The organism is Paraburkholderia sp. HP33-1 (assembly GCF_021390595.1).
Lineage (GTDB): Bacteria > Pseudomonadota > Gammaproteobacteria > Burkholderiales > Burkholderiaceae > Paraburkholderia.
Map to the genome: position 1 here is coordinate 95,669 of NZ_JAJEJR010000004.1, position 25,408 is coordinate 121,076.

At 58.0% G+C, this 25,408-nt stretch carries 28 protein-coding genes and 2 pseudogenes; 6 read left to right on the forward strand and 24 right to left on the reverse strand.

The annotated features are described in order from the left end of the window. Nucleotides 1–283 precede the first annotated feature (283 nt). From L0U81_RS32675 to L0U81_RS33930, 17 genes and pseudogenes are all read right to left on the reverse strand, one after another. Nucleotides 284–712: a hypothetical protein gene (locus tag L0U81_RS32675; protein WP_233810270.1), complete on the reverse strand. Its 429-nt coding sequence runs from the start codon at nt 710–712 to the stop codon at nt 284–286. 167 nt (nt 713–879) lie between these two features. Further along, nucleotides 880–1,485, reverse strand: a complete 606-nt coding sequence (locus L0U81_RS32680) for a hypothetical protein (RefSeq protein ID WP_233810272.1) — start codon at nt 1,483–1,485, stop codon at nt 880–882. Between the two features lie 25 nt (nt 1,486–1,510). Then, entirely contained in the window at nt 1,511–2,341 is an 831-nt protein-coding gene (locus L0U81_RS32685) for a hypothetical protein (protein ID WP_233810274.1), read from the reverse strand. A 238-nt stretch (nt 2,342–2,579) separates the two neighbouring features. Beyond that, entirely contained in the window at nt 2,580–3,221 is a 642-nt protein-coding gene (locus L0U81_RS32690; protein WP_233810276.1) for a hypothetical protein, read from the reverse strand. Between the two features lie 239 nt (nt 3,222–3,460). After that, nucleotides 3,461–3,895, reverse strand: coding sequence for a hypothetical protein (locus tag L0U81_RS32695; protein ID WP_233810278.1), 435 nt, complete (start codon nt 3,893–3,895; stop codon nt 3,461–3,463). Between the two features lie 55 nt (nt 3,896–3,950). Next, nucleotides 3,951–4,241, reverse strand: a complete 291-nt coding sequence (locus L0U81_RS32700) for a DUF2471 family protein (RefSeq protein WP_233810280.1) — start codon at nt 4,239–4,241, stop codon at nt 3,951–3,953. 29 nt (nt 4,242–4,270) lie between these two features. Then, nucleotides 4,271–4,684, reverse strand: a complete 414-nt coding sequence (locus L0U81_RS32705; protein WP_233810282.1) for a hypothetical protein — start codon at nt 4,682–4,684, stop codon at nt 4,271–4,273. Between the two features lie 26 nt (nt 4,685–4,710). Then, a pseudogene (locus L0U81_RS32710) lies at nt 4,711–4,923 on the reverse strand (DUF1488 domain-containing protein); the annotation flags it as partial. A 66-nt stretch (nt 4,924–4,989) separates the two neighbouring features. Beyond that, entirely contained in the window at nt 4,990–5,241 is a 252-nt protein-coding gene (locus L0U81_RS32715; RefSeq protein ID WP_233810284.1) for a hypothetical protein, read from the reverse strand. Between the two features lie 74 nt (nt 5,242–5,315). Further along, nucleotides 5,316–5,786 carry a hypothetical protein gene (locus tag L0U81_RS32720; RefSeq protein WP_233810286.1) on the reverse strand — a complete coding sequence of 157 codons (471 nt, stop codon included), beginning with the start codon at nt 5,784–5,786 and terminating at the stop codon, nt 5,316–5,318. Between the two features lie 887 nt (nt 5,787–6,673). Further along, entirely contained in the window at nt 6,674–7,138 is a 465-nt protein-coding gene (locus L0U81_RS32725) for a hypothetical protein (RefSeq protein WP_233810288.1), read from the reverse strand. 98 nt (nt 7,139–7,236) lie between these two features. Continuing rightward, nucleotides 7,237–7,455 (reverse strand): hypothetical protein, encoded by a 219-nt coding sequence (locus L0U81_RS32730; RefSeq protein ID WP_233810290.1) that lies wholly within the window; start codon nt 7,453–7,455, stop codon nt 7,237–7,239. A 22-nt stretch (nt 7,456–7,477) separates the two neighbouring features. Next, nucleotides 7,478–7,894: a type II toxin-antitoxin system VapC family toxin gene (locus L0U81_RS32735; RefSeq protein ID WP_233810292.1), complete on the reverse strand. Its 417-nt coding sequence runs from the start codon at nt 7,892–7,894 to the stop codon at nt 7,478–7,480. Continuing rightward, on the reverse strand, nt 7,881–8,114 hold the full coding sequence (locus tag L0U81_RS32740; protein WP_233810294.1) for a FitA-like ribbon-helix-helix domain-containing protein: 234 nt from the start codon (nt 8,112–8,114) through the stop codon (nt 7,881–7,883). The genes L0U81_RS32735 and L0U81_RS32740 overlap by 14 nt, the downstream gene beginning before the upstream one ends. Before the next feature lie 167 nt (nt 8,115–8,281). Continuing rightward, nucleotides 8,282–8,980, reverse strand: coding sequence for a site-specific integrase (locus L0U81_RS32745; RefSeq protein WP_233810296.1), 699 nt, complete (start codon nt 8,978–8,980; stop codon nt 8,282–8,284). A 320-nt stretch (nt 8,981–9,300) separates the two neighbouring features. Continuing rightward, nucleotides 9,301–9,489, reverse strand: a complete 189-nt coding sequence (locus L0U81_RS32750) for a hypothetical protein (protein ID WP_233810298.1) — start codon at nt 9,487–9,489, stop codon at nt 9,301–9,303. A gap of 54 nt (nt 9,490–9,543) precedes the next feature. Next, nucleotides 9,544–9,825 (reverse strand): deazapurine DNA modification protein DpdA family protein, encoded by a 282-nt coding sequence (locus L0U81_RS33930; protein WP_442793486.1) that lies wholly within the window; start codon nt 9,823–9,825, stop codon nt 9,544–9,546. A gap of 407 nt (nt 9,826–10,232) precedes the next feature. Between L0U81_RS33930 and L0U81_RS32755 the strand changes: the two genes are divergently transcribed. From L0U81_RS32755 to L0U81_RS32765, 3 genes are all read left to right on the forward strand, one after another. After that, the gene (locus tag L0U81_RS32755; protein WP_233810300.1) at nt 10,233–10,472 is read left to right on the forward strand and encodes a type II toxin-antitoxin system CcdA family antitoxin; all 240 of its coding nucleotides are present in this window, start codon (nt 10,233–10,235) and stop codon (nt 10,470–10,472) included. 377 nt (nt 10,473–10,849) lie between these two features. Further along, complete coding sequence (locus L0U81_RS32760) at nt 10,850–11,278, forward strand: antitoxin Xre/MbcA/ParS toxin-binding domain-containing protein (protein ID WP_233810302.1); 429 nt, start codon at nt 10,850–10,852, stop codon at nt 11,276–11,278. Then, entirely contained in the window at nt 11,278–11,769 is a 492-nt protein-coding gene (locus L0U81_RS32765; protein WP_233810304.1) for an RES family NAD+ phosphorylase, read from the forward strand. Before L0U81_RS32760 ends, L0U81_RS32765 begins: the two co-directional genes overlap by 1 nt. Before the next feature lie 246 nt (nt 11,770–12,015). Here L0U81_RS32765 and L0U81_RS32770 read toward each other — a convergent pair whose 3' ends face one another. The 6 genes from L0U81_RS32770 to L0U81_RS32795 form a co-directional block, all read right to left on the reverse strand. Then, the gene (locus L0U81_RS32770) at nt 12,016–12,180 is read right to left on the reverse strand and encodes a hypothetical protein (RefSeq protein WP_233810306.1); all 165 of its coding nucleotides are present in this window, start codon (nt 12,178–12,180) and stop codon (nt 12,016–12,018) included. A gap of 16 nt (nt 12,181–12,196) precedes the next feature. Further along, nucleotides 12,197–12,727, reverse strand: coding sequence for an H-NS family nucleoid-associated regulatory protein (locus tag L0U81_RS32775; RefSeq protein WP_326489893.1), 531 nt, complete (start codon nt 12,725–12,727; stop codon nt 12,197–12,199). 350 nt (nt 12,728–13,077) lie between these two features. After that, nucleotides 13,078–13,497: an HU family DNA-binding protein gene (locus L0U81_RS32780; RefSeq protein ID WP_233810308.1), complete on the reverse strand. Its 420-nt coding sequence runs from the start codon at nt 13,495–13,497 to the stop codon at nt 13,078–13,080. A 1,375-nt stretch (nt 13,498–14,872) separates the two neighbouring features. Next, complete coding sequence (locus tag L0U81_RS32785) at nt 14,873–15,856, reverse strand: hypothetical protein (protein WP_233810310.1); 984 nt, start codon at nt 15,854–15,856, stop codon at nt 14,873–14,875. A gap of 188 nt (nt 15,857–16,044) precedes the next feature. Then, nucleotides 16,045–17,019 carry a hypothetical protein gene (locus L0U81_RS32790; RefSeq protein WP_233810312.1) on the reverse strand — a complete coding sequence of 325 codons (975 nt, stop codon included), beginning with the start codon at nt 17,017–17,019 and terminating at the stop codon, nt 16,045–16,047. Between the two features lie 562 nt (nt 17,020–17,581). Beyond that, nucleotides 17,582–19,084: a phage integrase N-terminal domain-containing protein gene (locus L0U81_RS32795; RefSeq protein WP_233810314.1), complete on the reverse strand. Its 1,503-nt coding sequence runs from the start codon at nt 19,082–19,084 to the stop codon at nt 17,582–17,584. A gap of 1,821 nt (nt 19,085–20,905) precedes the next feature. Between L0U81_RS32795 and L0U81_RS32805 the strand changes: the two genes are divergently transcribed. Both L0U81_RS32805 and L0U81_RS32810 read left to right on the forward strand, forming a co-directional pair. After that, nucleotides 20,906–22,443 (forward strand): IS3 family transposase gene (locus L0U81_RS32805; protein WP_233810316.1). Its coding sequence is split into 2 segments (ribosomal slippage): nt 20,906–21,545 and nt 21,545–22,443, totalling 1,539 coding nucleotides; the frame shifts between segments, so codons are not numbered across the junction. Between the two features lie 184 nt (nt 22,444–22,627). Next, nucleotides 22,628–22,843: pseudogene (locus L0U81_RS32810) on the forward strand (transposase); the annotation flags it as partial. A gap of 383 nt (nt 22,844–23,226) precedes the next feature. On the opposite strand, the gene L0U81_RS32815 reads toward L0U81_RS32810, so the two are convergent. Continuing rightward, nucleotides 23,227–24,615 carry a replication initiation protein gene (locus tag L0U81_RS32815; protein ID WP_233810318.1) on the reverse strand — a complete coding sequence of 463 codons (1,389 nt, stop codon included), beginning with the start codon at nt 24,613–24,615 and terminating at the stop codon, nt 23,227–23,229. Between the two features lie 16 nt (nt 24,616–24,631). Between L0U81_RS32815 and L0U81_RS32820 the strand changes: the two genes are divergently transcribed. Then, entirely contained in the window at nt 24,632–24,859 is a 228-nt protein-coding gene (locus L0U81_RS32820) for a hypothetical protein (RefSeq protein ID WP_233810320.1), read from the forward strand. The last annotated feature ends 549 nt before the right edge of the window (nt 24,860–25,408 follow it).

The following is a 25,408-nucleotide window of genomic DNA, read 5'->3' on the forward strand; positions in this document are numbered from 1 at the left end:
TGGCGCCGTTCGGGTAATGTTGTCCGTCTTGGCAGCGGTCTCAATCACCCTCCAAGGTGCTTCCGGCTGCTGCCAAAGTGCCCAAGGTTCCCGCCGTCTCACCCATCAACAAGTAGGCTATGGGAGCCTTGGCCTTACCGGGCGTCCGGTAGAAAAACGACGACGCAACACCTAGCTCTTCGAGTTCCTTTCGGAGCTTGCCAACATTCTCCGCAACACGGCGGCTACGCCCTTCGTTCGTCATCACTTTGTATTCCCCTGTCCGCCGTGGCGGGCGCCGCGCTCAACGATTTACGACGTATACCGGCTTTGCTGTCATAAGCATCAAGAAGTAGCATACGAGGCCAATCGCCATCAGCGGCAGCCAGACCCAGGCAAGTAGGGAAAACAGGCCCAGCGAGACTACGGAGCCTGCGATGCCATACAGCGGATCAGTCCGTTTTACGTTATCAACCACCAGCCACGCAGCGATCAAGGCACCGACGAGCATTAGCACCATCCCGTTCAAAGTGTCGCCATGAGACTGCTGCGCCGAGTGTCGCCACATCTGACCGACGGCGTACACCCCGATTGCGGCTGCGGTGATGTAAAACGCTCGCTTGGTAAAAAACACATGGCCAAATTTCGATGCGCAACGGTTGTTGAAATTTGTGATACCGACAAGAAATGCAACTAGCACAGTGGCCACTAATATCAATTTGATTACCAGCATTTTGAAGCCCGTAGTTGCAGTTTATTTTCCGGCATCCGGCCGGTGCGGGGCGCGATGACGCCTGTTTTCCTAACCCTTTTCATTAGAGCAGCCACGCTTCACGCAAGGGCGTCGGCTACGCTCCATGTTGGAATCCGCCGTCATCGAAAGCACCAGGTATTTGTCCGTCACGTTCGCATTCCGGCCGTTTTAGTCTCGTGCTCCGTCAAGCTCGGCAGCGCAACGGCTCGCATGATTGCGTCACCCAAAGTGAGAATGAGGTGCATGTTGTCTTGGACTGGTTTTAGGTCAGTGCCCGCAGCTCGGCTACTCTCAAGCATGGCGCGATGATCCAATGCGGCGAAGTAGGCCCTGTTAAAAGCGTTTCGAACGTCAGGTTCCAAGTACAGCGCATTGTCGTCCCACCATGTCTGACATTCAACTGCTACATGGCCAATATTCTTATTGTCAATGTTGGCGATCAGCTTCCGCCAGCGAGAGAAAGCTTCTTGATGCGCCTGCAAACGGCGATCGACCGCTGCAAACCGTAACTCGTGTGTTGCCTTTAATTGCTCGATCAGCACTGCGTTTTGATGAGATATCGAGGCCAGCCGCGCCGCATTCTGGGTTTTTATATCTTCGACAGTGCGGGTGAGCTTCGCGATATCTTGCGCCGTGGCGCGGTTTTTACCCTTTTCCTGCATGTAGCTGACCAGATATCCGCATACCACGACCAGTAGCGTGACGATCGGCGACACCACTGTCAGCCAATCGGTGCGATGGAAGGAACTCATGTCTCTCGCGCCTTTTCCTGTTTTCCTAGGTCTCCCAGCGAGGCTGCGCCGCACTAGCGCTACGCGGCGCCGGCGGTACTCGTAGGGCCTGCGTACCCGCGGCCGGCGCCGCTTTCGGCGGTGATTTCTTAGCCGCAGTTGTTTTTGCCGCGGCCTTTTTGGCCGGAGGTTTCTTTGCCGGAGCGTTCTTAGCGGCAACCTTTTTCGCCGCACCCTTCGACGCTGCCTTGTTCGTTGGCAATTTCCTCATCGCTGCATTCGCCCTTCGAGCGGGCCGGACTTTCAGCAACTTCGAGAAGTGATACAAAATACTTTGCCTAAGTGTCTCCGAAACGGCCCCCGCTACGTTCCACACTATTGGGGTCCCACCGAGCAGACAGAAATACACGAATATCTGGTGGCCCGACAGATCGCGCAGACTAACGAGCGCACCGATACCGCCCGCCATACTCGCAAGCTTCCCGATCGATGCTCCTGAAATAGGAGACCGCATCACGGGGATCGATGTGTTGGTCAGAAGTGCGGCATATTCAGGAATCACGTGTGTACCGTGACACCTTTCCAGTGATGCGACTGTTGGTCGGGTACGTGACCGCACGACTCCTCTTGCATCGATCGACGACCGCAGGAAGCCCTCTAGAATGAGGCCGACGTCGCGCTTATCGATGCTCGAAACCGCCATGCGCTCGCTTCGCCCCTTTTTCAGATCAACCACGACGTCACGGACTGCCTTCCGAAACTCCTCCGGCCGATGATAGCCAGGGAGTGTCAATATCTCGAAACTGGGCAGCTCTGCAATCGAGGCTGAAATGTTTGTAACGAAGAGTTGCTGCACTGACAGGTCATTCTGGTCCATTTTTATAGTCCTTGTCTTGCTCGCGCGAGCTCTCTTACTTCCTGTTAGCGAAACACCAAAACAGTCAGGACAAGCGTCATGGGAGACGCTATTTCGGCTAGTCTCAGGGCTTTTCCCACTGTCTTGTAGCCATCAAATAGCACCCTACTACAACCAAGACCAGAAAGCCGACCGCAGCAATTTATCGAGTATCGGGATTCACGCTTTACCCCATTTTCCGATGCGTAGTAAACGTGTCTTAGACGATCTGAGAGGAAGGTGAAAATTGATTCAGGACTCGGACGATCTCCACTCCGACCTTCTGGCGACCTGTCTCAATCTGAATCTGGATATCTGTGGCGACCGTTGCGACTTTGGCGTGATCTTGGAGAATGATCGTCGGATTGCGACGCAAAGTCTCCAAATACTCCTTCATCGTGCGCACCGCGCCCTTGATGAGCGTTACGCCTTCCACTGCGCCCACCGTCCCTAGCTCGAGCATTGGAATCTGCTGGAGGACATCAAAAGCATCTTGAAAGGCGAGCGCGTCGTAGTCCGCGACGTAACGCTCAGCCATATGACGATCAAGAAGCGCAATAACCGCATCGCCCACAAGGGTGACGGCGTGCTCAGTAATCCCTCGAACGGCAGCAAGCTTACTCGAACGCCGCATGACGTCCTGCTGATTCGCCTCGCGTCGCTGGCTTGAGGCGATACTGACAGCATAGAAGATCGCGCCGATGGAGCCAAAGGCTTGAACCCAGCCCGCGTAGTCTGCGCTTGTGGAAGGGCGATGGAAAATGAAGGCGGCGACCAGCGTTCCAACGAGAAGGACGAACCAGAACCTCTTTACCCTCGCGAGGGTGATCTTGCTAGACAACAGGCCAATCGATTGATCCATCTTGCCTCCTTAGTTTCCGTCGCTCACGCGTCGTTTTCTCCGTCGCTCAGCCTGTCGAAGCGACCCATCGTTTGTCTGTTACGTTCGAGCTCGAGATAGCATTCAGAGAACGCCGACGACCGCGGCACCAATCAGCACAGAACGAGAAATGCCGTTACAAACGCAGTCCACAAGGAGCCCTTGGTTTCGTCATTCAACATCATAAGATGATCGCGTTTTCCTCTCTGTACCTCGTCACGTCAGCGTCTGCCAGTCGTGCGAGCCTTCTCTGCCTCGCCAACGATGGCCAAATTGTGGACTTGCTTCATTCGCTTTAACTGCTCGCGGATGTCGGCCAGATCACAGGCGGGGTCCATCAAGTCAATCTGAATTTGCTCAAGCGTACCTTTCGTGATGCGATTTGCACGCCACTTTGCAGCAAATCCACCCGAAGCAGATATTACGGCGAGCAGAGACGAGATAGCCGCGAGTGCTGTAGCCAAGTCCGTCCGCGACGTCGGCTCGATACTGATGGACTTTAGCTGCAGTATCAGGGCCGCAGCGGCGCTAAGTATGGCGGCCCCAAAAACGAACCCGTGATACAGCAGGCTCCAAAGCTTGGTCCATCGGTTTTCAGCGCTCAGCTGTCGAGCCACATAGTTCGTGATTTGCTTACGTTCATCCGCATCAGGCATAGGGAGATCTCCGAAAATCCGTCGGCAAACCTTCGACTTTCCTCGTTTTCCGTGATCAATGTACTCGGCGCCATGCGTCATCTATTGCACCGAAAACGATCGGAACAAAATCATGGCCTTCGAACGACACCGGTCGGTCATACTTTGGGTGTTCAAGCGCCGCAGGAGCACGGAGCATGTCGAGGATGCGCGTGCTGTGCTTCCCGGTCGCTGCCACTTCCGCAAGAACTTCCGCCTCGATCTCATGCAAGAGTGCCCACGTCGGCACTCCGGCGGCACGATGCCGCAGGACCACAGCAGGCACCACTTCCTTCACCGCCGCGTTGGCGGAAAACAGCACATCCATTCTCTGGTCCTCGTGTTCCGATTTTCTGTTCAGTTCGTTGACGAAGGCGTTGCCTGCTTCTTATGAGAACCTGACGGCCGCTCGGCCGCTCCTTTCCTGATCCCCTCGACCAACGATTGCATTTCATCGAGCTTTTTCTGCATCCTATCGACCTGATCCGGAGGCAAGTGCCTACCACCAATAGCCTTTTCGATCTCCCACCGTATGGCGTTCGTCTCAGCCATTAGAAGCGACAACTGGTTGAACCGATCGATCGCAATTTCTCCGTCTCGACGCAGTGTATCGATCTCTAAAGAAAGACCAGCAACGTGTACTCGTTTGATCCGCCACTCCGTGGCGGCATTCAGAAAAGCGCTGAAGGGTCGCCGGAACAACGATAGGCAGAAGATCAGCACGACAGGCCATGAAAGAACTACCGTGGCCCACTCCAACGGCATGTTCATGGGTCACTCCTCGCTGCTTTCCGTTCTCAAAAGTCCTGCGTGACAAGCAAGCAGCGGCCGGCAGGGAGGCGCTGCGGTAGTCTCACCCTGGCAACCGCCTCGATCTCGGCCCGGTGCGCGTCGAAGGCGGCCACCAGATCCGCGCCGCGCATCGACCTTGCGCCGAAATGATCTTCCAGAGCTTCGGCAGAAATCTCACATTCAACCTCTGCTCCGTCGACCAGCGCTGGGAAAGCAACAGTGGTCTTTGGCGTGTATCGCGCAGGCTGGTTGAGAAGTGGATCACCACGATCGCTCTCCTTTTCCTATACCCGCAACTTACGTTTTCCACCCAACAGCGTGGGCGGGCAAGCTGTTTCACGCTGACCCAAAGGGTTCGATCTCGCTTGCAAGGCATCGATTTCCTTGTCCACAATTCTCCGCGCAGCCTCGATGCTTTCGAAGGCCAAGCGCGCCGCTGGGTCGATGCGGGCGGTCTGTTGTAAGCGAAGTCTCACTTGAGCATTCGACGCGTTCTTCAACAGCCTCTTCATCCGGTTCAGGTCCGCTTCGTTCATGATTTCCGTTGCGTTACTTGTTCAATGTTCGGGCGGCCCAGAAGAATGCCGTCCACACATGATAGTGGCCCGGATTACGACCCGTCTACAGGCGAGTCGTCCGCATCCGCTTCCTTTTTATTGAGGCTATTGGCATGTATTGCGACCGCAACGGCTGAGATAAACACGACCTGTATGAATGCCACTTGCAACAGCGATATTCGAAAATGCTCCAAAAGCGAAGTGGAGCCGGAGATCCAGCAAGCACTCCCTGCAGACAGCCATATCCACCACATTGCCGTGTACACCAGGTTGAACCATTTGTGCCTATCTGACCCGGTCAAAACGGACCTGACGGCAGATTTCTTGACAAGACGGTGGACGGGCACGTCCATGACGAGACGACCACCGAGGAACGCACTAGCCAAGGCAAATTGATCTACAGCGACGACTAAGGGGCCATCCAGTTGATCTGCCGGGACCGCAGCAAGCGTTACGACTACAAGGATCGCCGTGGCGAACGCGGCCGCGACGCCCTTCGTCGTCAATGCGTCTAATTTTTCCACGGCGAGTCTTCCTTATTTCGGTCTTTCCCCGTTTTCCTTGTTCAAATGCGGCCGCCGCTCTTCAAGGCCTCTATGGCGGCAATGCAATTTGGATCGCCACAGTCCGCCATGCATTGCAAACAGCCCCGCCGCAACTGACGCTGACCGGATCATCCGGATTTTGAAGCTCGCGCCCGCAAATCGCACAGCGCGCAGATTCAGGGGTCGCCAATACTTGCTCCATCGCTTTTCCGGATTGTCTGATTGAACGTCGTTAGCTGGAGTTCGACAATGAGCCTTTCCGCCGGCGCATTCCCCTGTTGCCTCCTACCCGCTGCCGTTCGCTGCTTCGTTGGCATACGACGAACGGCAGCGGGCCTTTTCCCGTTTTCCGATGACTTGGATCCTACGATGCCTTCCTGGCCGCCAATACACGATTAATAGTCACGCCGGGAGGTGCCACGAGCGGTCCGCTCGAGTGCGCAGGAAGCAAGCACAAAGAACCGGTGCAAGGCACATTCCGAACCACCCCACCTTGTGTAACTTGCAACTCCGTAGCGACCACATCGAAATCGCAACTATTCCCTGTCTGACCTCCCGAAATCCACAAGCATTTCAGAGGATCTGATTTAACCTGTGCCACTGGAAATACGCCGTGCCACTCCAAATCAAAAACACCAACTGCTGCGCCCACAACTGCCACGACGTAATAGATAACCACCAGTGTCACAATTGCCTTGGCGAATAGACTCCGCTCAAAGTAACCGATCAACTTGCCCTGCCAACTTCCGTCGCTTTCGCCATCCGCAACCGGTCTCTTGGTCACAGTCTCCCCTCCAGCCTGTCAACCTCCCGGCATCCGGCCGTGCGGTACCGCAAAGAACGTTTGAACGTCCTACTCATCCAAATTAGTTGCTTTGATAACACTGCAGCATCGCTTGAATGCGGACAGGGCCGGGTGGGTGATTCAGATTGCCCGGATTGTTTCCAAACAATTGAATGAGAGCACTGAAAGCTTGGGGCGGAAACCAACCTTGATGCTTCCCTGTCGTCACCGCCCAACAGTCAGCACCAATTTCGTTTGCGCCCACAAAAGCGTGGCCACATTCGTGCGCGTAGGCCCATAGTTTAAGCACGTGCGGAAAGGTCCCAACTACGGCGGGATTTATCAGGATGGCTTGACCATTGTTCATCGCTGCGTCTGGGATGTTTGTAGTTAGAATGGTTGGAAGCGGCCCGCAGGCTACCGGTATCCCATCAATCGCAAAGCCTCCCGGAGGAAAAACCTGGGCCATGAGATTAGGGCTTATCGTCATCGATAGAGCCATTGTTGCAGCAAAGAGTGCACTACGAAGGCAAGAGATCTTTTTCATCTTCTTTCCCCTTCCGGCCTGAGGCCGGCGCTGATTGGACTACTCGACAGTCTTCACTCCATCTAGCTCAAGCATCGCGGCATTTCCCGTTTGTCCTGTCATTCGATTTTGACTGTGCCTTTGATCACCAAGCTATCGAAGTCAGCTGCTGTGAAGCCTGCGTTGGAGCCAGTGAAGTCGGAGATGTAAAAGCCTAGCTCCTTGCGCAAGCGGTCGCGAAGCGCCTTCTGTTGATCACGATCCGCATCGCGAACCTGGCTGAGCAGCGCCCTCACGCGGTCTGCGTCCGATGCCGAGAAGACTGTTCGACCTTTCAAGGGCGCCTCCAGCCGTTTTCCGTTATTCAAAAGGGTTCAAGATGCGAGCGCCTGTTCCCGCAAAGTCGTCAACGTTCCGCGTGACAACAGTCAGGTCATGGATCATCGCGGTCGCCGCAATCAACTTGTCCAGCGCGTGTTCCGCGTGCGGTACTCTCAGACGCCCCCATACCTGGCCGATCTCTTCATCGACCGGCAGGATGTTCTGTGCAAACTCCTGCAACACTGCGTTCAGCCACTTTTCGAGACGCGTCGCCTGCGGCTCGTCTCCCCGGTGTCGAATCAGCTCGACACCTCGGCGCAACTCGCCGACTGTCACAACCGAAAGGTACAGATCGATATCGTCACGCGCTGCCGCGCGGAAGAATCCCAAGACGCCCTTGTTTGCCCGACCCTGTTTGCGAATCTCGCTTATGACATTGGTGTCAACCAAATACATGTCCCGCCTCGCCGTCGTCCACTCGCACGAAATCGGCGTCGTCACCCACATTCGGCATCGCCATCAGGACTTCCGCGAAGGTCTTGCGTTGCGGTCTGCGCAGGGCCTTCGCAAGAATCTCGCGGTGCTCCGCCTCGGCGCTCCGACCGTGCGCAGCCGCACGCTCTTTCAGGCTCTGGACGAGCGCGTCATCCAGATTCCTCACGACAAGATTTGCCATGCTCACCTCTCTTTCAAAGCATGCTATCAATGCTAGCACAATCTGAGGGTAATGCAATCATTGCAATCACTTTTGTGGCTTCCTGGACGGACCAGGGAAGGACGAGAGTTTTATCAGCCGCAGGCCTCCGATTGTTGAGGAAGATACGCCGCCATTGCACGCCTCAATCAGATGACTCCACGCACAATCGACGCGAGTGTCACAGGATCGCTCTCAACCAGCTTCTTCACCGCACCCAGGCTCGATACTCCGATCAGTTCCTGAATGATTTTCACCGAGCGTCCTTGGCGATAAAGCCCGACCGCAAACGATCGGCGCGCGGCCAGAGCGCCGCCATGCTCGATGCCGGCTTGCTGATGCAGTCGTCGAATAATTTCGGCCAAGACCTCGCAGGAGTAGCTGACGGCGCCGCTGGCCGTCACTCGGCGCGTAAAGGCGAACGGCTCGCCATCCCCCGCCAGAAACAACGGGCTTCTATCATCTAGGCCACGGAAAGCCGCTGGTGTCGTCGTGATGCCATGTCGTGCTACCAGCCGGTACGCCAGATAATCATCGATCGCCCGACAGGTTTTGGCATTCGCCCAGATCAACGGGCGAGCCTTGCCGTTGAAGGCGATTTCGGCACGAACGATGGATTCGACGCGCACCCGATTGTTGGCCTCAAGATAGTCTGAGACGAGAAGTTTGGCTGCTTCATTGGGCATGAGGCCAGTGCCGTGGAAGAGCAGCAAAAGCGCCACGTCGCGGACCGGGTTTTGTCCCGTGACGGCCGCGACTTTCAGGGCGTGGCGCAGCTCATGCGGTTCGATAACTGGGGGCTTTGCCATCCTGTATTCCCGAAGATTTTGTGCAGCATTCTCGGTCATTACGAGGAAGTCTGCTCTCGGCTTCCGGGTATCGGTGCTTGCAGCCTTTGTCTACGTGGAAACCTCGGAAAACCGGCCCGCGGCTTGCGCTGCCGGCGCGGCGGTATGCGGTATGAATGGTGCTCACTCTTAGATGAGATCCGCCTCCAGGACTGGTCCTGATGAACGCCGATGAAATTCTGCTGCAGGCGATTCGCGCCGCGGTCATTGCCGACGTGGTGCACCGTGCACGCTACGCTCCTGTGCACGCCTGCACGCCCGCCGGTGAGGAACAGTAAAAAAGCCCACGGTTCCGGAGTACGCGAGGGCTGCTCAAGATTTCAGGCGTTGAAGGAAAGGCGGAACTGATCACCAGAAGCTGGCGCCGCGCGACGCGTGGCCGCTGCCATCCAGCGATTCATTTCCGCTGCCCGATGGGCAACCGTATTCGGGATCCCGGCCCGTCGGGCTTTCACCCGCGCCGCGAAATCTGCTGCCATCGAATCGATACTCGCCACGTGGTCGAACATCTTGACGCGGGATAGCGCCTGTCCCTTCACGCCATACAGATGCAGACGCGCCCCTTATGGAAGATGCCCCTCCAGTCCCTCAAGTATGGAAAAAAGCCCGTGCCGAGGATCGGTCAGGTGCCGTCGACAGACGGAGCCGACGCCGATCAGAACTGGAGGTGCGATCCAGGGCATCCATCGCTCCCACACTTCCATCATGAGATCGATACTGCGTTTGTAATCGTCGACGGCCCACCCCTGCGCAGCGGGAACCGGGATGCGAACGGCATTCTGCACTGCGTCGACGCCCATCGTTTTCGACAACTCATCCTGCCACGCATACACGACACGTAGCATCCCTCCAGAAGCGTCGCCGTTGCGTTGACGCGATAGTCGATTGCCGTCTGGTCGGCGGCAACCTCGGGCTCGCAACAGAGATCAGGCTGGGCAACCCATGATGCACCGGAGACCCGCGAACTTGACGATCCAGACTTGAATTTGGTGTGCACGCTCGATCCCGGGGCGAAGATCCGAATGTGCCACCATCAGACCGCTTGCTGATGGCCCCCTGGATGATCGTCGCGGCCGGTTACCGACTCGATTCCCGGGGCCGTTTCCGGCGGACAGATCTGGCGCGAGCACTTGCCGTTGTCGGCCCCTGACGTATAGAAGCCGCCGCTCTCACTTATCACCACTGCGCGACCAGAGTGTCGTCCTTGCAGTTCGTGGCAACATATGAACGATGCCCGCTAAGGAGACCCACTATGGCGCTGAAAGTCGCCGCCCCAATGAAAGCTACGGAAGTTTTTCTATCGGAAGCCCTTCTGTCCGAAGCCAGGGATCTCGGCGTGGACATAACCCAAGCTGCAGAAACCGGACTCGTCAAAGCTGTATCGGACAAACGTGCCGAGCTTTGGCTAAAGGAAAACGAGGAGGCGATCGCCTCCAGCAACGCCTATGTGGAGCAGCATGGCCTGCCGCTTGATGAGTTCAGGATGTTCTGATGGAGCGAATCAATATTCATCAGCATCCATGCGATACATGGCTCGCCCGGAACCACGGGCGGGAGATGGCAGGCTGGGGCGTTTCTGTCTGGTTACCAGCTTTGGGGACTCTTTCGGCCAACACTGCCGCACTTCCTGATTTGGCTTTGATCCAGTGATGACTTTGGGCATAACCAGAAATGAGCGATTCCATGCGATGCTCTGACTGGATTTAAACACACTGTTAATTTTTACAGCCCGTCGCGCCACCGCAAGATGGATTTCAAGCAGCGGGTGCCGGTTCGCTTCACCTGCCCAGACGGCATGGTCGACCTCGTGTCGAGCAGGATCAATTGAGCTATAATGACGGCTCAACTGACCACTGACGGGTGCGTACCATGCAACTCGTTTCCCCCGAGAAAATCGCTGCAGTCATGGGTCTCAGCCCGGTTCCGCATTCGATCGCTGAACTCGAGGCCCAGGTTGCTGAAGGCCTGCCCAAATCTGCCTTGCGAAACGGCGTCGAGCAGATCGCCCTGACCGCGGAGGCAAGGCGCGCGCTCCAGGCACGCGTCGTCCCCGAGGCAACCTACAAACGCCGGCGCGACAGGCTGACGCCTGACGAATCGGAAAAGACGGAGCGACTCGCGCGGGTCTACGCGAGCGCGGCGTACGTCTGGGACGACCCGGCGGATGCGCGAACCTTCCTTGCGACGCCACACCCCCTGCTGGAGGGGCGCGCGCCGCTCGAGGTCGCGCTGACCGAGCTGGGCGCGCGCCGCGTTGAAGAACTGCTCTGGAAACTCTTCTATGGGCTGCCGGCCTGATGAGGATCTTCCGCATTGCCGACAGACGCCATCCGGTCTGGAGCGGCACCGGCGCCATGCTGGTCGGCGGCCGGTTCAACAACGCCGGCCGTCCTGCTATTTATGGCGCCCTCACCTTTGCGGGCGCCATGCTGGAGGTTCTGGTTCACGCGAGAATCGGCAAGGTGCCAAAGACTCATGTCTGGATCGAGGCACAGGTTCCCGATGGTGTGCCGATCGAAAGGCAGACAACGGCCACGCTCCCCGAGGGATGGGACGGACCCTCCCCTGAGATCGCGCGTGAGTTCGGCAACCGCTGGCTGGAGGAATGTCGCTCCGCGATCCTGATCGTGCCTTCGGTCGTTGCACGCGCCGAGTCCAATGCCCTGGTGAATCCCGCTCATCCGGACGCTGCGAAGATCGTCGTATCCGCACCGCAGCCCGTCGTATGGGATGACCGCCTGTTCCTTCTGCCCGTGGAAGATGACTCCGCGAAAGCAGAACGGCACTGAACGTTTCCAGCACAAGATCTGCGTCGGGCACTCATGCTCACGTCGACGCACAACTCTGCGCGAGTCACGAAGGCCCTGTCAGCCGACGCAGCAAATCGCGCAGGCGGTTTCCTCCGGCAGACCCAAGATGTTCATGGGGATCTGATTGGTCAGCGCGCGCCGCACTTCGTCGCTCAGGTTGTCGAGCATCGACGTGTCGATAGGACCGACGCTTACCGTGTCGACCCGTTTTCCTATTCGGGCGCTTTATGACCGGAACATGTTGTCCCGATGCAACTGAAGGAACGGACGCATGTCGATGAGCTCGCTGGTCGTCAATCGCATGTGAGGCGTGACGTCGAGCTGTGAGAGAGTGCCGGCCTTGAGCAGCGGGCTGATCTGGATGCGGAAGCTATCGTCGAAGGTAATCAAGCCTCTGTCGAACAGCCTAGCTCGCCTTCGGAGTACCTGCAGACTTCGAGGCCGCGGCGATCAGGAACTTCGTCCGATCCTTTGCGCTTGCGATCCAGGCCGGTGCGCGACCACGACCGCTCCACGTCACTCCCGTTCTGGGGTCCTGATACATCGGAGGCTGCGGCCCACGGACGTACTTCCCGGTCTTTGGTGTTTTCTGTGCAGTCGCTGCTGATTTCGCCGCGGTTTCCGCGATCAGAAACTTGCTGCGGTCCTTCGCTTGAGCTATCCAGGCGGGCGCACGACCGTGGCCAGACCAGGTCGCACCCGTCCTCGGGTCCGCGTATTTGGCAGCCGAGGCCGCCTGCTTCGCCGGCGAACTCACGGCGGATTTACGACCACGACGTTTGCCCAGAGATGCTTCGATGTCAGCAACGGTCAGGGAATGCTGTTCCATAAGATCCCGGATCTTCCCGATCACCCTGGTGGAATCTCTTGCCGCTAACGCTGTTGCCTGGGCCTGGAGCTTTGCGATCTTTGCCTGCACGGATTCCAGCGTTGCCATAGGTTGCTTTCCTTTGGATAAGATGACGAGCCGCACTATGCCATATTGCCCAGCGAATACAACACTCCGAAAAACATCGCTTGAGAGCTAACACACGTCGGGATGCTCGACCCCAGGCTGAGGCGGATATCGGCTATTCGAGTGGCGCCCGCCAATGAGGCCCGAACTTCGCGCATGTTCAAACCGACGCATCGATCGAACAGGGAAAAGCTCTCACGCCTCGAGCGCCACGTCCGCCAGTTTCTCCTGCGTCAGTCGTTGCGTTCACCTGGAGAGGCAGTCGACGTCGAGGCGACAGACCCATAAAAAAGCCCGCGTGAAAGCGGGCTTCCGTGAATCGGACACTCTTCTCAGGCTGCCGCGTCCTTCAGCTTCTTCAGCGGACGTACCTTCAGACGGACGGTCGCCGGTTTGGCATCGAACCAGCGCTCTTCGCCCGTAAACGGGTCCTTGCCGAAACGCTTTTTCTTCGCCGGAACCTGCTGCACGCCAATCTTGAGCAAGCCCGAAAGGGTAAACTCGCCTGCCCCTTTCTTGTGGACGGCACCGAGGATGGTGCTTTCGAGTGCGGCGAGCACAGCCTTTGCCTGCTTCGGCTCAACCCCGGCTTGCGTAGCAACATGGCTCGCAAGCGACGCCTTGGTGAATTGCTCTTTCAAGGGCTTGAGCGTCGCGCTCGCGGCAGCCGTCTTCTTTGCCGACGCTGCATTTTTCGCTGCGGGTTTCGTTGCAGCCTTCTTTGCTGCAGAGTCTGCGGTCTTCTTTGCCATTGAATCCTCTTTCAGGGTTTAGAGAACCGCTTAAGACGGCACACGACGCTGCGCGCTACTGTGCCGTCTTAAGCTGGGCCCTAGCGTAGCAATGGTTGTTTCGGTATGCAAGAAGTTGGGCCCTTAAAACAAGCCGCTTTGTGAATTTTTTGCCGGCAGACTTGCCTGAAGCTGACTTCAACACCCGCCTCATTCTGATGGCGCGCCCGACATTCTGGACGCGCCGCATTTCGCCATGGACGGAGGTCATCAACACGGAACTCGCCGTGCAAAGCAGGTGATTGGGCAGCGGCACTATCCTGTCCATATCGCCAGTGCTTTCCGGCGGACCGATCGCTGTTGGTCAGGGTGGCGCGCGCCACGCGGCCGTGCGACAGGCTGCCTAGCGTAGCAAAACACCGAGTCGCGAGCAGACTGGACGGTTGCGAAGGTACATAACGACGTGATGGCGAGATAGGTTGGACCGCAAGAACATAAGCCTGATTGACGCTGAGCGCTTCGAGCGCGCTGGATAGTAGAGGCCGTTCTTGGCGCATTCCATCAGGGCGCGCAGCGTTGGCTGTAGACGCCGCATATAAGCCTGCAGCCAAACCCTCATCGAGCTTCACGGCGATATTACCTTGCAAGCCGGGCGGCGTTCATATAAGCGTCAAGCAGGACGACCGGACGTAGTCATTGTCGCCCCCCACTTGGAGCGTCCAGACAAGACAGGCGAAGGCAACACTAGCAGACACAACACCGACATGGGCAAAAAGGCGGCGACCCTTGACTTCTTGAGCGTCTCAGCTTGCATTCAGGGACCTGGCGCTATAACCGTATCCTTGCCCTGCACGGTCAGATCAGTCCCACCCGACTGGTTCGATTAATATAATTAGTATTGGAGAACAACACACTGTTCTCTTTCGACGGGAATTTCGCGACAGCTAGCGATTTAGCGAGAGATCCACTGATCCGGGATAAGACCCGCGATATTCGCACGACCAGCTCCGGCCGACTGTGGACTGCCACGACTGCCGGGTTCGTCGGCACCAAGATCAGCGTCGATAGCGACGCGTGAATCGTACGTCGGCCGCGAAGTACCGTCTCAACGCGACAAACAGCCATACAGCCACGGTCGCAAACACCAGGGTCGAAACGAACTCGAATGACTTGCTCAAGAGCCGTTGCGCGGCGAAACCGGGTATCAACGCGGCGCCGACAGCAAGGAACGCTGCCAGCCCGGTATTTCCGTATCGGATTTCAGCCTGGCATCCCACGCAGACCCGTGCACCGTACGGCACCCGATTGACGCAGTGAGGGCACGTCATCCGGGTTGTGGTCCTGAGCGGGTAAGATCTGGTCAATTCCCGCTCTTTCATTCGGCATCGCATGGGTATCAGCTCCCGGCACCGACGACCGGTACCGCTTGTGGCACGTATCGCGGCCTTGATACCAGCGGGGCGCTACGCTGATTCGTTGCCACCCGTGCATCGATGGCCGCTACGTAGCTGTCGTAGGTTGTACAAGCACCACCTTGGGTGAACATGTTGGGCTCACCCGTCTGAAGCGGAAAGCGCGCGAAATACGGCGCGTAGTTGCCGCTCGCGCAGTCCGCTCGGGCGTACTCCCACATGATGTACTGGTGCATTTCGGCGTATGGGGGAATGTTCGCATCGGCCGCCTCCAGCATCGCCAGCGTATAGAGTGCAGTCGTATCGAACGTCCCGCCCTGCCACTCGCCGATGTTGATCGCCGCGCCATCCGGGAGGGTGGCCGATGCTTGGCCGCTCAACTGGCTCTGCGACAGCACGTGGCCGACTACCGATGACGGCAGATCGTACTCGACGCCATAGGCTTCAATAGCGTTCAGCGCATCTGCATACGCATTCAGTGTGTCCGCCGCCGAGCCCGGCACCAGCGCGAGGTAGTCCACACCCGGTGTCCCCGTGTCCTGCGGGAGAATCGGATCCGTCATACCGATCAACGACAACACCATGCTCGCGCCGCCCGTGTAGCCGTTCACCACCGAGCCCCCCGTTGAGGTCACCTGGGCCATGCGCTGCGAAGCGACAAGGGTCAGCGGTGTAATCACGAAGTGGCTGAAAGCCGTCGTGATGAACGGTGTCACGAGTTCCAGCGAGCCGTTGGCCTGCGTCGTGCCGTCGGACGTCGAGACGTACGTACCGCCCGTCGCCACGAAACGCACAAAGCTGGCCGTCGCATACGGCGTGTGATTCAGCGTCATGCTGAATGTGCCGTCGGCAGCGGTCGTTGCCGTGCCGATTACCGTGCCGTTCGAGCCGTCCGCGCCAAGCATGTAAGCCGTCACTGTCGAGCCTGCCGTTGCGCCACTGCTGTATACCTCTCCCGTGACCGCCATCGTCGAAGCACCGGGGGCTGGCTGATTGCTGTACGGATTCCTGGGAACGGAAGCAGCCGGCGGTGTGGCAGGGCTGCCTGTGTCAGTGCTGCCGCCGCCACTCACAGGATCAGCTGACCCGCTGGCCCCACCTCCTCCGCATCCAGCCAGAATCCCCGCAATCAAGAATGCAGAAAGCGGCGGTATTTTCATTGCTTCACCCGGTTGAGCGTCATCGTACCGGCGCCATTCATCAGCGGCAGCACGAGCGTGTCATCGGCCTCTATGTGGGTCACGACCACCGACCGGTCGCCGACCATGAGCTTGAGCAGGCCATCCTGATAGACCCCGGGCAACGTGGCATCGGACGGTTTGGGATTCTTGTCCGTCACCAGCTCGCGCAACAGGAAACTCGGCCCGTTTCGCGTGATCTGGACTTTCTCCCCCTTGTCCGGGTTGTACCAGGTGCCGGCAAATTCGGATCCATCCGGCTTCTTCGTGCAGCCCGTCATGACGACGGCCCCGGCCACGATCAACGAGGCGATCTTTTTCATTTTTCTCATTTCCTTGTAGTCAGATACCGGGCACGTCGAAGCCGGGTAAGCCGCGCGCATATAGCCATGCCCAGTGTCGTCAGCAGCGAGCCGTGCCCTCACCGCGGGTCTCACTTCCTGCGCTCCAGGCCACGAATGTTGTCGACCAGCATCACAAGTGACCGGGCGCGGTTGCGCCTGCGCCCGGTCCGCGCCCCGCTGCACAAAAGTCGCCCCGAGCATCAGCGGCGCAAGCAGACCGCAGGTGTAACGCGGGCGTTCAAATGATCTCCCGGCGAGGCGGTTGAATCCGACGCCGTGACCGCGTGACTCGTCGTCCGGCACGCCGATGCCATACTTCAACTCGACTCTCGACAACTTCATGTCGAGCCTGTCGAGCACGGCTGCGAAACGGCTCAGGCGCACCAGCAGCCACGCGAGTGCCGGCGTCAGTGCCACGTCAGACATGGCTGATGCGTACGTGTCGACCACCTCTCTGTTCTTCTCAACCAACCCGTTCTTTACACCCTCCATACGAAGGAACAGATCGTACAGATCTGCCCGGCCATCGCCGTTTCCGCGGAGCTGGGCAGCAACGCTCCGACGGTCGTATTGCGCGTATTCACACAGGCACTGACTCGTCACGCTCATGGTTTTCTCCTTGATGTGTCTTGCACAAATCAATCTACAGAAGAGAACGTTGGTTTCTAGCCCTGTCGTTTCAGTCCGGCAGCCACATCTACTGCGCCTGCGACGCCAACAGTTCGGATAATGTGTGGACGCCAGCCTCAGTAACGGATTGCGGGCGAGCCGGGACGAGTGCGCCCGGCTCGCGCACCTTGACGCCGTGATTCGCTTCGGATTGCTTATTGGGTGATGTTGTCGTTTGCACCACGGCCAGCGGTGCCGGGGCACCCAACCTGACAATGTCCGCAAGCGTCATCGGCCCGTACAGAGGCTCCAGCTGAGCGCCGATACCGGCCAGACGCAGGAACTCCGCATTTGCGCTGGAGGCAGTGTCAAGTCACTGGAGACGATGACAAGCCGCGTGATACGACTGAACGCGAACGCGGCCGAATGGACGATGAAGAGCGAGCCATGTTCGAGTCCTCAGGCTTAAGCACAGATGAACGCGTCGCGCGGCAACCACAATTCACCACGAAACGGAAACCCGCTTACCTGGCTGTGGACGGGAGTCGGGTCGGGGCGACATTTATTCAGCGGCAACACGGCTCTCACCTGTCTCCGGTCCGGAACCGGTGATGCAGATGCCGGCCTGGCCGGCATCTGATCCTTCCCGCACGCCGTCGCCCTCAACGACAACCAGCATGTTCTTCAGGTACGCCGCGCTCGCCTCATCACCTTCCTCGGACATGATGCGCAGGTACACAGGCGTGCGAAGCAGGGCTTCCAGTTCCGTCCTCAGCCCGAGGGTGAGTTGGCCCTTCTCCCCGAACGTCATGAACTCGTACGGAATGCTGGTGTCCTGTGGGCGGCGCTTTCCCATTGCCCTCGCCCCAACCAAATACAGGCTGACGAAGCCATTCCGCCCGACCGCCTCGCTCATCGTGCCAAGGTGCGGCTGGAGCGCATCGAGTTCCGCGATCGCGCGCCTCTTGTGGATTTCGGTCATGTTCGACACGCTGCCGCAGTACGCGCTGATGATCGACACGCGGGAGTGCCCCAGAAGCTGCGCCACCAGTTGAGCCGCCACGCGCGTCTCGCCACGCAGGGGGCTGTTGCCACCGCGGATTGCGCTGTGCACGCCAGACAGGTGCTCGAACTCGTTATTGGCAATCTCGTGGCGCAGGCCGTGGAGCGTTACACCCAGATCGGCCTTCGTGAGCCCGAACTTTGTCGCGATGTACGAAAGGCGGCGCGCATTGGTCTTGAGCGACTCACCCGGCCAGCCGAGGAAGCCGTCATGGTCCCGCACGACCGCCTGAAGCTGTCGCAGTACGTCGAGCTTTTCCGGCGTATCGAGCGGGAGCACCCGATACCGCCCCCCCTTTGTGCCTTTCCTGATGGGAAGCCCCGAGCCGCTCGCCGCGATCGCCGCCGTCAGTTCGTCGCGCGAGACCTTCACATCTCTGAATGCGACGATGTTTGTTGTGCTGCCCACCACCACCGTCGCATGCGGACGAAGACAAACCATCTCGAGACGACGCAGCCCCCATGTGCGGCCCGCAAGCAGCATGAGCCACGCGCGCTCGTCAAACCGCCGGACTTGTGCGAGTTTCTCATCGACGTCCACACCGTTTGCCGACCAGCTTTTGTCCGTCTGCGCCGAGAGCGTGCGCCTGACCTGCGTCGGGACTTTGACGTACTGGGCTGACGGGCCGATCAGCCCGGGCTTGCCGATCCAGCAGCAAAAGATGCGAAACGTCGTGATCCGGTTCTGTATCGTCGACGCAGCCTTGCGCTCCTCGAGCCACCTGTTCACCAGTGCCTGCATGTGCTTCTGCCGGAAGCTTGTAATCGTGTCGAACCGATATCCAAGGATGCGCAGTTCGCGGAAGGCCTGAAAGAGGATGTCGCCACGCGCCTTGAGCGTGAGGTCCGACGCACGGCGATCGCCGCGAACCGTGCGCATGTTCTCCCGCTGCCTGAGAAGGTCCGCCAGTTGCTGTTTCCAGTTCCCCCGCGAAAAAATCGCCTGCCCGTTATTAGTACGCATACCCGATGCTTTTCTGACTGCGCCAAAAAATCTAGTCATTCCCACACTCCTTTGCCGGATGTCGTCTAGCTGCCTCGTGCACCTTGCGTGCGCAGGAGCATGCCGCTTTTACCACCGGTCTCATCCCCGCAGGAGTCTGCGCACAGGCGCGCCCTTCCCGCCGGGCTCGAGACCGGACCATTGCTTCGCTTCCTGCGGGGTGGTTCTTGTCGCCTTCCGGAGCGACGGGGGATGCCAATGCCTGTACGTTAGAAATTTCTGGGGCCGGACAACCGATCCCTCGGCCGTCCGGACGCGCTTTCGCACCATCCCTGCCTGGATACAGGCGGGGAGCCTTCGTCGCGGTCTTTTGAGGTGCGACCTCCTCGTGACTCGCGATTCGCGCCCTGAGCATTTCGCGGGCGAGTCGGTTTCCTCGCTTTCCTTCTCTTGCAGCCACCGAACCCGTGACGGGATTCGAGCAAGTTGCCAGATACCCGGGCCATTCTCGACACGCCTGTTCTTGCGGTCGAAAACGGACAGGTCAGCTTCCATGCGTTCGCACGAAGCCGCGTCCAGCGGAAATAGGATGATCGGAATGACAAAAAGCGCTTGCGCTTCGCGCCAGTGGATTGCGCCCGTGCAGGATCGGGCAGCTGGCGAAGTGCTCCGGACGGAGCCATCACACAAGTCGGGTCAGTGGTGTACACCGAGACCGTCTTGCGAAAAACTCGCGCCGCACGCTTCCTTCGGAAGTGTGAGCGGCAAGAGCTTTGGGTGTGCCAGAAGCTTCCAGTGCTGATGCAAACGCTGACCGCACGCTCGATGCGCGACAATTGCCGGACCAACCCGGCGCTCTTCGCGCAGGAATCCTTCGTGGGATCAGTGCTTGAGTCGAGATGAAAAACGCTCTGGCGGACAATGCCCGGCGGCGGTGACTTCGCGTGCCGTGCAAATCCGCGAGGGACTCACGAGTTGAATTTTGCCCGTGAGATCCTCATCGGATTTCGGGCGAGGCGGATGCCTCGACAGTCCTGCTTCGTGGACGCGATACCGTCCGGTTGTGTCGCTGAGGAACGTCGTTGGCTAGATGCGGCCCAGCTGCCGATCAACACAACGCGTGGTGTGGTCGATGGTTGGGAGGTTAGAGACATACACGCTTCCTGTCAAGAACAGGACCGGTTATCCATACTCCTCACTATTGCAAAATCGCCTAAAAGCACTAGCGCTTATGAACCTCACGCGCATGGCTAGACACTCCCTTTACAACCGCTTTTGCAAATCGGTCAAAAAATACGGGGGCTGGCACTCCTGATCTCGTCGATCACAACTCCAACATAGCGGACGACCGTTGAAAGGGTGGCCAGCTATGGCCAGTAAGCGGTCAATAACTGGCCATTGTTCTCGCATCCAGCCGCTCATTTCCCATCACCCCCTTGCCGTGGCCAGTTTCTGGCCAGAAATGGCCAATATGTGGCCAATAACTGGCCATTGTTCTCGTATCCAACCGCTCATTTCCCATCACCCCCTTACCGTGGCCAGTAACTGGCCAAAGTTCTCGTATCCCAACCCCTCATTTTCCACCCCCGTGGGGGCATCCATCCGGAGCAGCATCTTGAATCGTTGGCCGATGCCTATGCGGCGACGAGGCCATCTACGAAACGGGCCGTGTACGTCACGCACGTACACCCACAGTCGCCCGGTTTTGGTCCGGCCGTTGCTCGGTGCGAGCACGGGCACGGGCACGGGCGTACATCGGCATGCAGTACTTGAGGCCTGCTGGGCGCATTATCTCGAGCGCGGTTCTATTCGTGTTAGCGCCGATTTAAAACTGACCCACCGGGGGTGCGGCAGAAATCTTGGACTACCTGGAGGTAGTCCATGTATTCGTACGAAGACCGTATCCGAGCGGTTAAGCTCTACATAAAACTCGGAAAACGCATCGCAGCGACGATTCGTCAACTGGGTTACCCGACAAAGAATGCTCTCAAGAGCTGGCATCGGGAATACGAACAATGCCATGATCTGCCTGCTCGCTATGTGCGTTCGCGGCCGAGGTACTCGGTCGAACAGAAGAAGACGGCCGTCGAGCACTATCTGAGCCATGGTCAATGTCTTGCTGCCACCGTGAAAGCATTGGGATTTCCGGGGCGCGAGACGCTCGCAGCCTGGACAGATGAGTTGCGCCCTGAAACCAGGAAACGCGTTGTCGGAAAAGCTGGCGGCGTATCTCAGCCTCCAGAGTTGAAGCAGGCAGCAGTCATCGAGCTGTGCACTCGAGAGGAGGGTGCGCAAGAGGTTGCCCAACGGATAGGCGTGAGCAGGCCGACGTTATACAACTGGAAAAATAAATTACTCGGTCATGAGGTTCCGGCATCCATGAAACGCCACAACGATTCGCCGCAGGCCCCTGAACGAGGAGAACCGGAGCGGCAGGTCGAATCGCTTCGACGTGATATCCGGCAATTGCAGCTTGAGCACGACATCTTGAAGAAGGCCAATGAACTGCTAAAAAAAGCCGGGGCGTCGACCTGCGGCTCCTGACCAATCGGGAGAAGACGGTGCTGGTTGATGCCCTGAGACAAACGTATGCGCTGTCAGAACTCTTTGCCGGCCTGGGCCTTGCGCGCAGCTCCTACTTTTATCATCGGGGACGGCTACGCGTCTCTGACAAGTTTGCCGACGTGCGTCGTACCATTGCGAGCATCTTCGAGCTCAATCATCGTTGCTACGGCTATCGTCGGATTCGGGCGGCTCTCGGCCGGCAGCATGTCTTCATCTCGGAAAAGGTCGTGCGACGTTTGATGAAGCAGGAGCGCCTGTCCGTTGCCATCACGAAGCGGCGTCGCTACGGTTCCTACCTGGGAGAAATCAGCCCTGCGCCAGAGAACCTCATCAACCGTGACTTCCAGGCGGCAGCCCCGAATGAGAAGTGGCTCACCGACATTACGGAGTTCCAGATCCCGGCTGGCAAGGTATATCTGTCGCCCGTCATCGACTGCTTCGATGGGTTGGTGATCAGCTGGTCAATAGGCACGCGTCCAGATGCCGAGCTCGTGAACACCATGCTGGATGCAGCCATCGAGAAGGTGGCCAATAGCAACGACCGACCTGTCGTCCACTCCGATCGCGGTGCCCACTATCGCTGGCCGGGGTGGCTCTCACGTATCCGCGATGCAAAGCTGATTCGCTCGATGTCGCGCAAAGGGTGTTCCCCCGACAATGCGGCCTGCGAAGGTTTCTTCGGGCGGCTGAAAACGGAGCTGTTCTATCCTCGGGACTGGCAGGCTACAACAGTTGACCAGTTCATTGACGTAGTGGATTCGTACATCCGCTGGTATAACGAGAAGCGCATCAAAATCTCGCTTGGCTCGCGCAGTCCCTTGGAATACCGTCAGAGCCTTGGGCTCGCAGCATAAACGTAAACGAGTCCAAGATTTCTGCCGCACCCCCGTCGCAGGGGCGGCCAACTACTAACACGAGCTCACGGCTCAACGTATAGGAATGGCCTGCCCACCCGAAGTGCTCCCCAGTGCCCCATGTCCCGGATGGTCACACCATACGACCGAACTGCACGGCGCGGGACCGTGAGGCACCGGCTATATCATGCCGGTTACGAATGCCATAGAATCGATCAACATGAGCCTGCGCAAGGTGATCAAGACCCGCAGTTCGTTCCCGACCGATGAGGCCGTCACCAAGCTGTTTTACCTGGCCCTGAACAACATCAGCAAGAAGTGGACGATGCCGATCCGCGACTGGAAGGCCGCACTGAACCGCTTCACGATCCAGTTCGAAGAGCGGCTGGTGCCGGGTTAAACCTCAACCCGTTTACACAAAATTCCGGACACCCCCCAAGCCCCGTCGTTCAGGGCGGGGAGAATGTCAAGTGATGTTCGCCGCCGCCTCTTTGTGCGGCGACGCGCCCTGTCGTTCGAGAGACGCTTTTGCGCCGCGTCACGTCCAAAAGTGATTTTGTGCGACCCGCCGGCCTCGGTTCAGCTGCGGAAGGTGCGGCCATTCCCCCGTAAGGTAACCCATTCCGACCCGGGCGAATTCACATCCTCCCCGTCCTTTAGGGCGGGGAGGATGTCGGGACTCGGCGACAAAGCGTACCTATTCATAGTTTCGACGTCAGTCGCTGCTCGTCCGATGCGGCGCCTCCCAGAAATGTTTAGGTGTGCGCGGCGTTTCTAGAGGCCCTATGTTTTGTCGCCTCGGGGTTTAGCGGCTTTGATCTTAGTGAAAACGTGGCCCGCAAATCCGTCTCTCAAGTCGGGGAACTTGTCGACCATCGACTCCGCCAGGTCCCCAGTGGGATCTATCCCAAGCCTGCGCAGTGTCAGCTTACCCGCGGGGCTAGCTTTATAGGTTCGCCGCCAGTCATCTCGCTGCTTGGACCCGGCAGCTTCATAAGCCTCCCATCCGCGCCGGAGTTCCTCGCCCCTTCGGTCTTGAGCACGCACATCCTGGGCCGCGACCCGCAACGCCACTTGATTCGCGGCCCGTTCTTTCAGTTCGACTTCGCGTTGTTCTGTCAGGGCCAGGTTCTCCTGGATCTCAACCATCTGCCGCTCGGCGTCTGAGATGATCCACCCTTCCTTCAAGGCCTTCATGAAGAAGCCTGCCGGACTCTTCGACACCTTGCCCAATTTCAAGCTGAACCGCGTCCGCTCGATCGCCTGTTCCAACCGTTCATCGTTGTACGTGTCGCGCGATGCCGCAATCTGGTTGAGTTGAGCGCTGGACAGCCCGAACTCCTGCTTCAACGTTTGATAGATCGCTTGCGCCTGCTCGTGGGTATGAAGGATGCGCTCAGCCATCTCTTTGCGCTCGATGCGAAACTTCAAGCGGCCGATTTTCCGGGATCCCTGCTCATTGCGCGTCTCATACGACAGCCTCAGGTCAGAGACCTCGTTGATCTGGTCAATGGCAGGTACTAGCCAGTCTCGTTTGAAATACTTGAACTCGTTCGCCTTGGCACCCATTGCGCCTTGCCACAAACGCAATTCATCGAGGCTTAGCCAATCCGTTTCCCCTTCATCCGCGTAGGGAAGCAAGTGGTCGTACATGACACGCGCGTAGCTGAGAGTGAAGAGAGACGTAATGCGCAGGCTGAGCCAATGCGACTTGCCCGGGCCACGTATGATCCCTACGAGATCGGGGGGTACTCGAAACTGGAAGCGGCCGCCTGAGTACGAGATACGTCCGATCAGTTGCACTGAGCCAAAAGGCTTTTCGCCGTTGGCTTCAGGCGCGGTGGTCGCTTGGATCAAAGCCCGTTGGGCTTCGGTGATGACCTGCTCGAGATGTGTGTTGTTGCGACTCGAGTAACGCATGAGCCACTTGAAGTAGTCCAGCTCAACGTCATACAGATCACGTACCTGTTCGTCCTGAGCAACGATGAAATACGCCGCGTCGATCAAACGTCGAGCTGCAACCCCCAGATCGATAATGCGGATGAGAACGTTTTTTCTCGCGAAGCCAATGTCGGACCGCGCTGTGTCGACCGGTAAGTCCTGACCCGTTGCGTCGTCGAACAGAGCTAAGGCCAGTTGCCGCGATGTGGCTACCTGCCCTGCTGTTGTCATACGGCCCCCAAAGCTCATGGTCAAAGATGTCTGGAGCGGTACGGTACCGATGGGAAGGTGCCGCGTCAACACAGATCACCTCACCTTGCCCGGTGTGGTCTACACAGAACACCTCACCTTTGTAGAGGCGCCCTCCACAATTCGCCTCACCATCCGCGCCAAAACGCCTCACCTTGCGGATCAATTTGCTTCACCTTTCAGTGGTAAACACCTCACCGTGGCGCTCAATTCACAGCACCTTTGACACAATTCGCCTCACCTCTTGAGCCTAACTCTTTGTTTTTTATGGTTGGACCTGTTTGCGTTAGTTGTTTGTGGGTTTTTTTTTACTAAATACTAACCACCAGAGAGGCCAGCGAATAGAACGGTCAAGCTCGAGTCAACCCGAGTGCGGGCAACGGCATGGAAGTCTTGTTCCGGCCTGCCGCGTGGTTCTGTTCGGGCGCACGTCGGTTTTTTTTGCCAAAAGATAGTCAGATGGAGACCGATCGGAGGTGAGGGAAATTGTGTGTTGCACAGAAACGGAGACTAAGTAGCGCCGCTTTGCGGACGCTAAGGTGAGGTGTTCTGTGTTGGAGATGGGACATACACAGGCCGATGCACCCACCTTTTTCTTTGGATTTTTGGGTTATCTGCGGAACCTTTCCTTTCATTAAGTACGGTAAGTCATTGAATGTAAAAGAGAACGTTTGACTTTTTGATTGAGGTGGCTTTCGCCCCCAGATTTCAATGGTAATTCTCCGTCACGTTGAGTATTCTACGGTTCGACGCGTTATCCAACAGAAACCGTAAA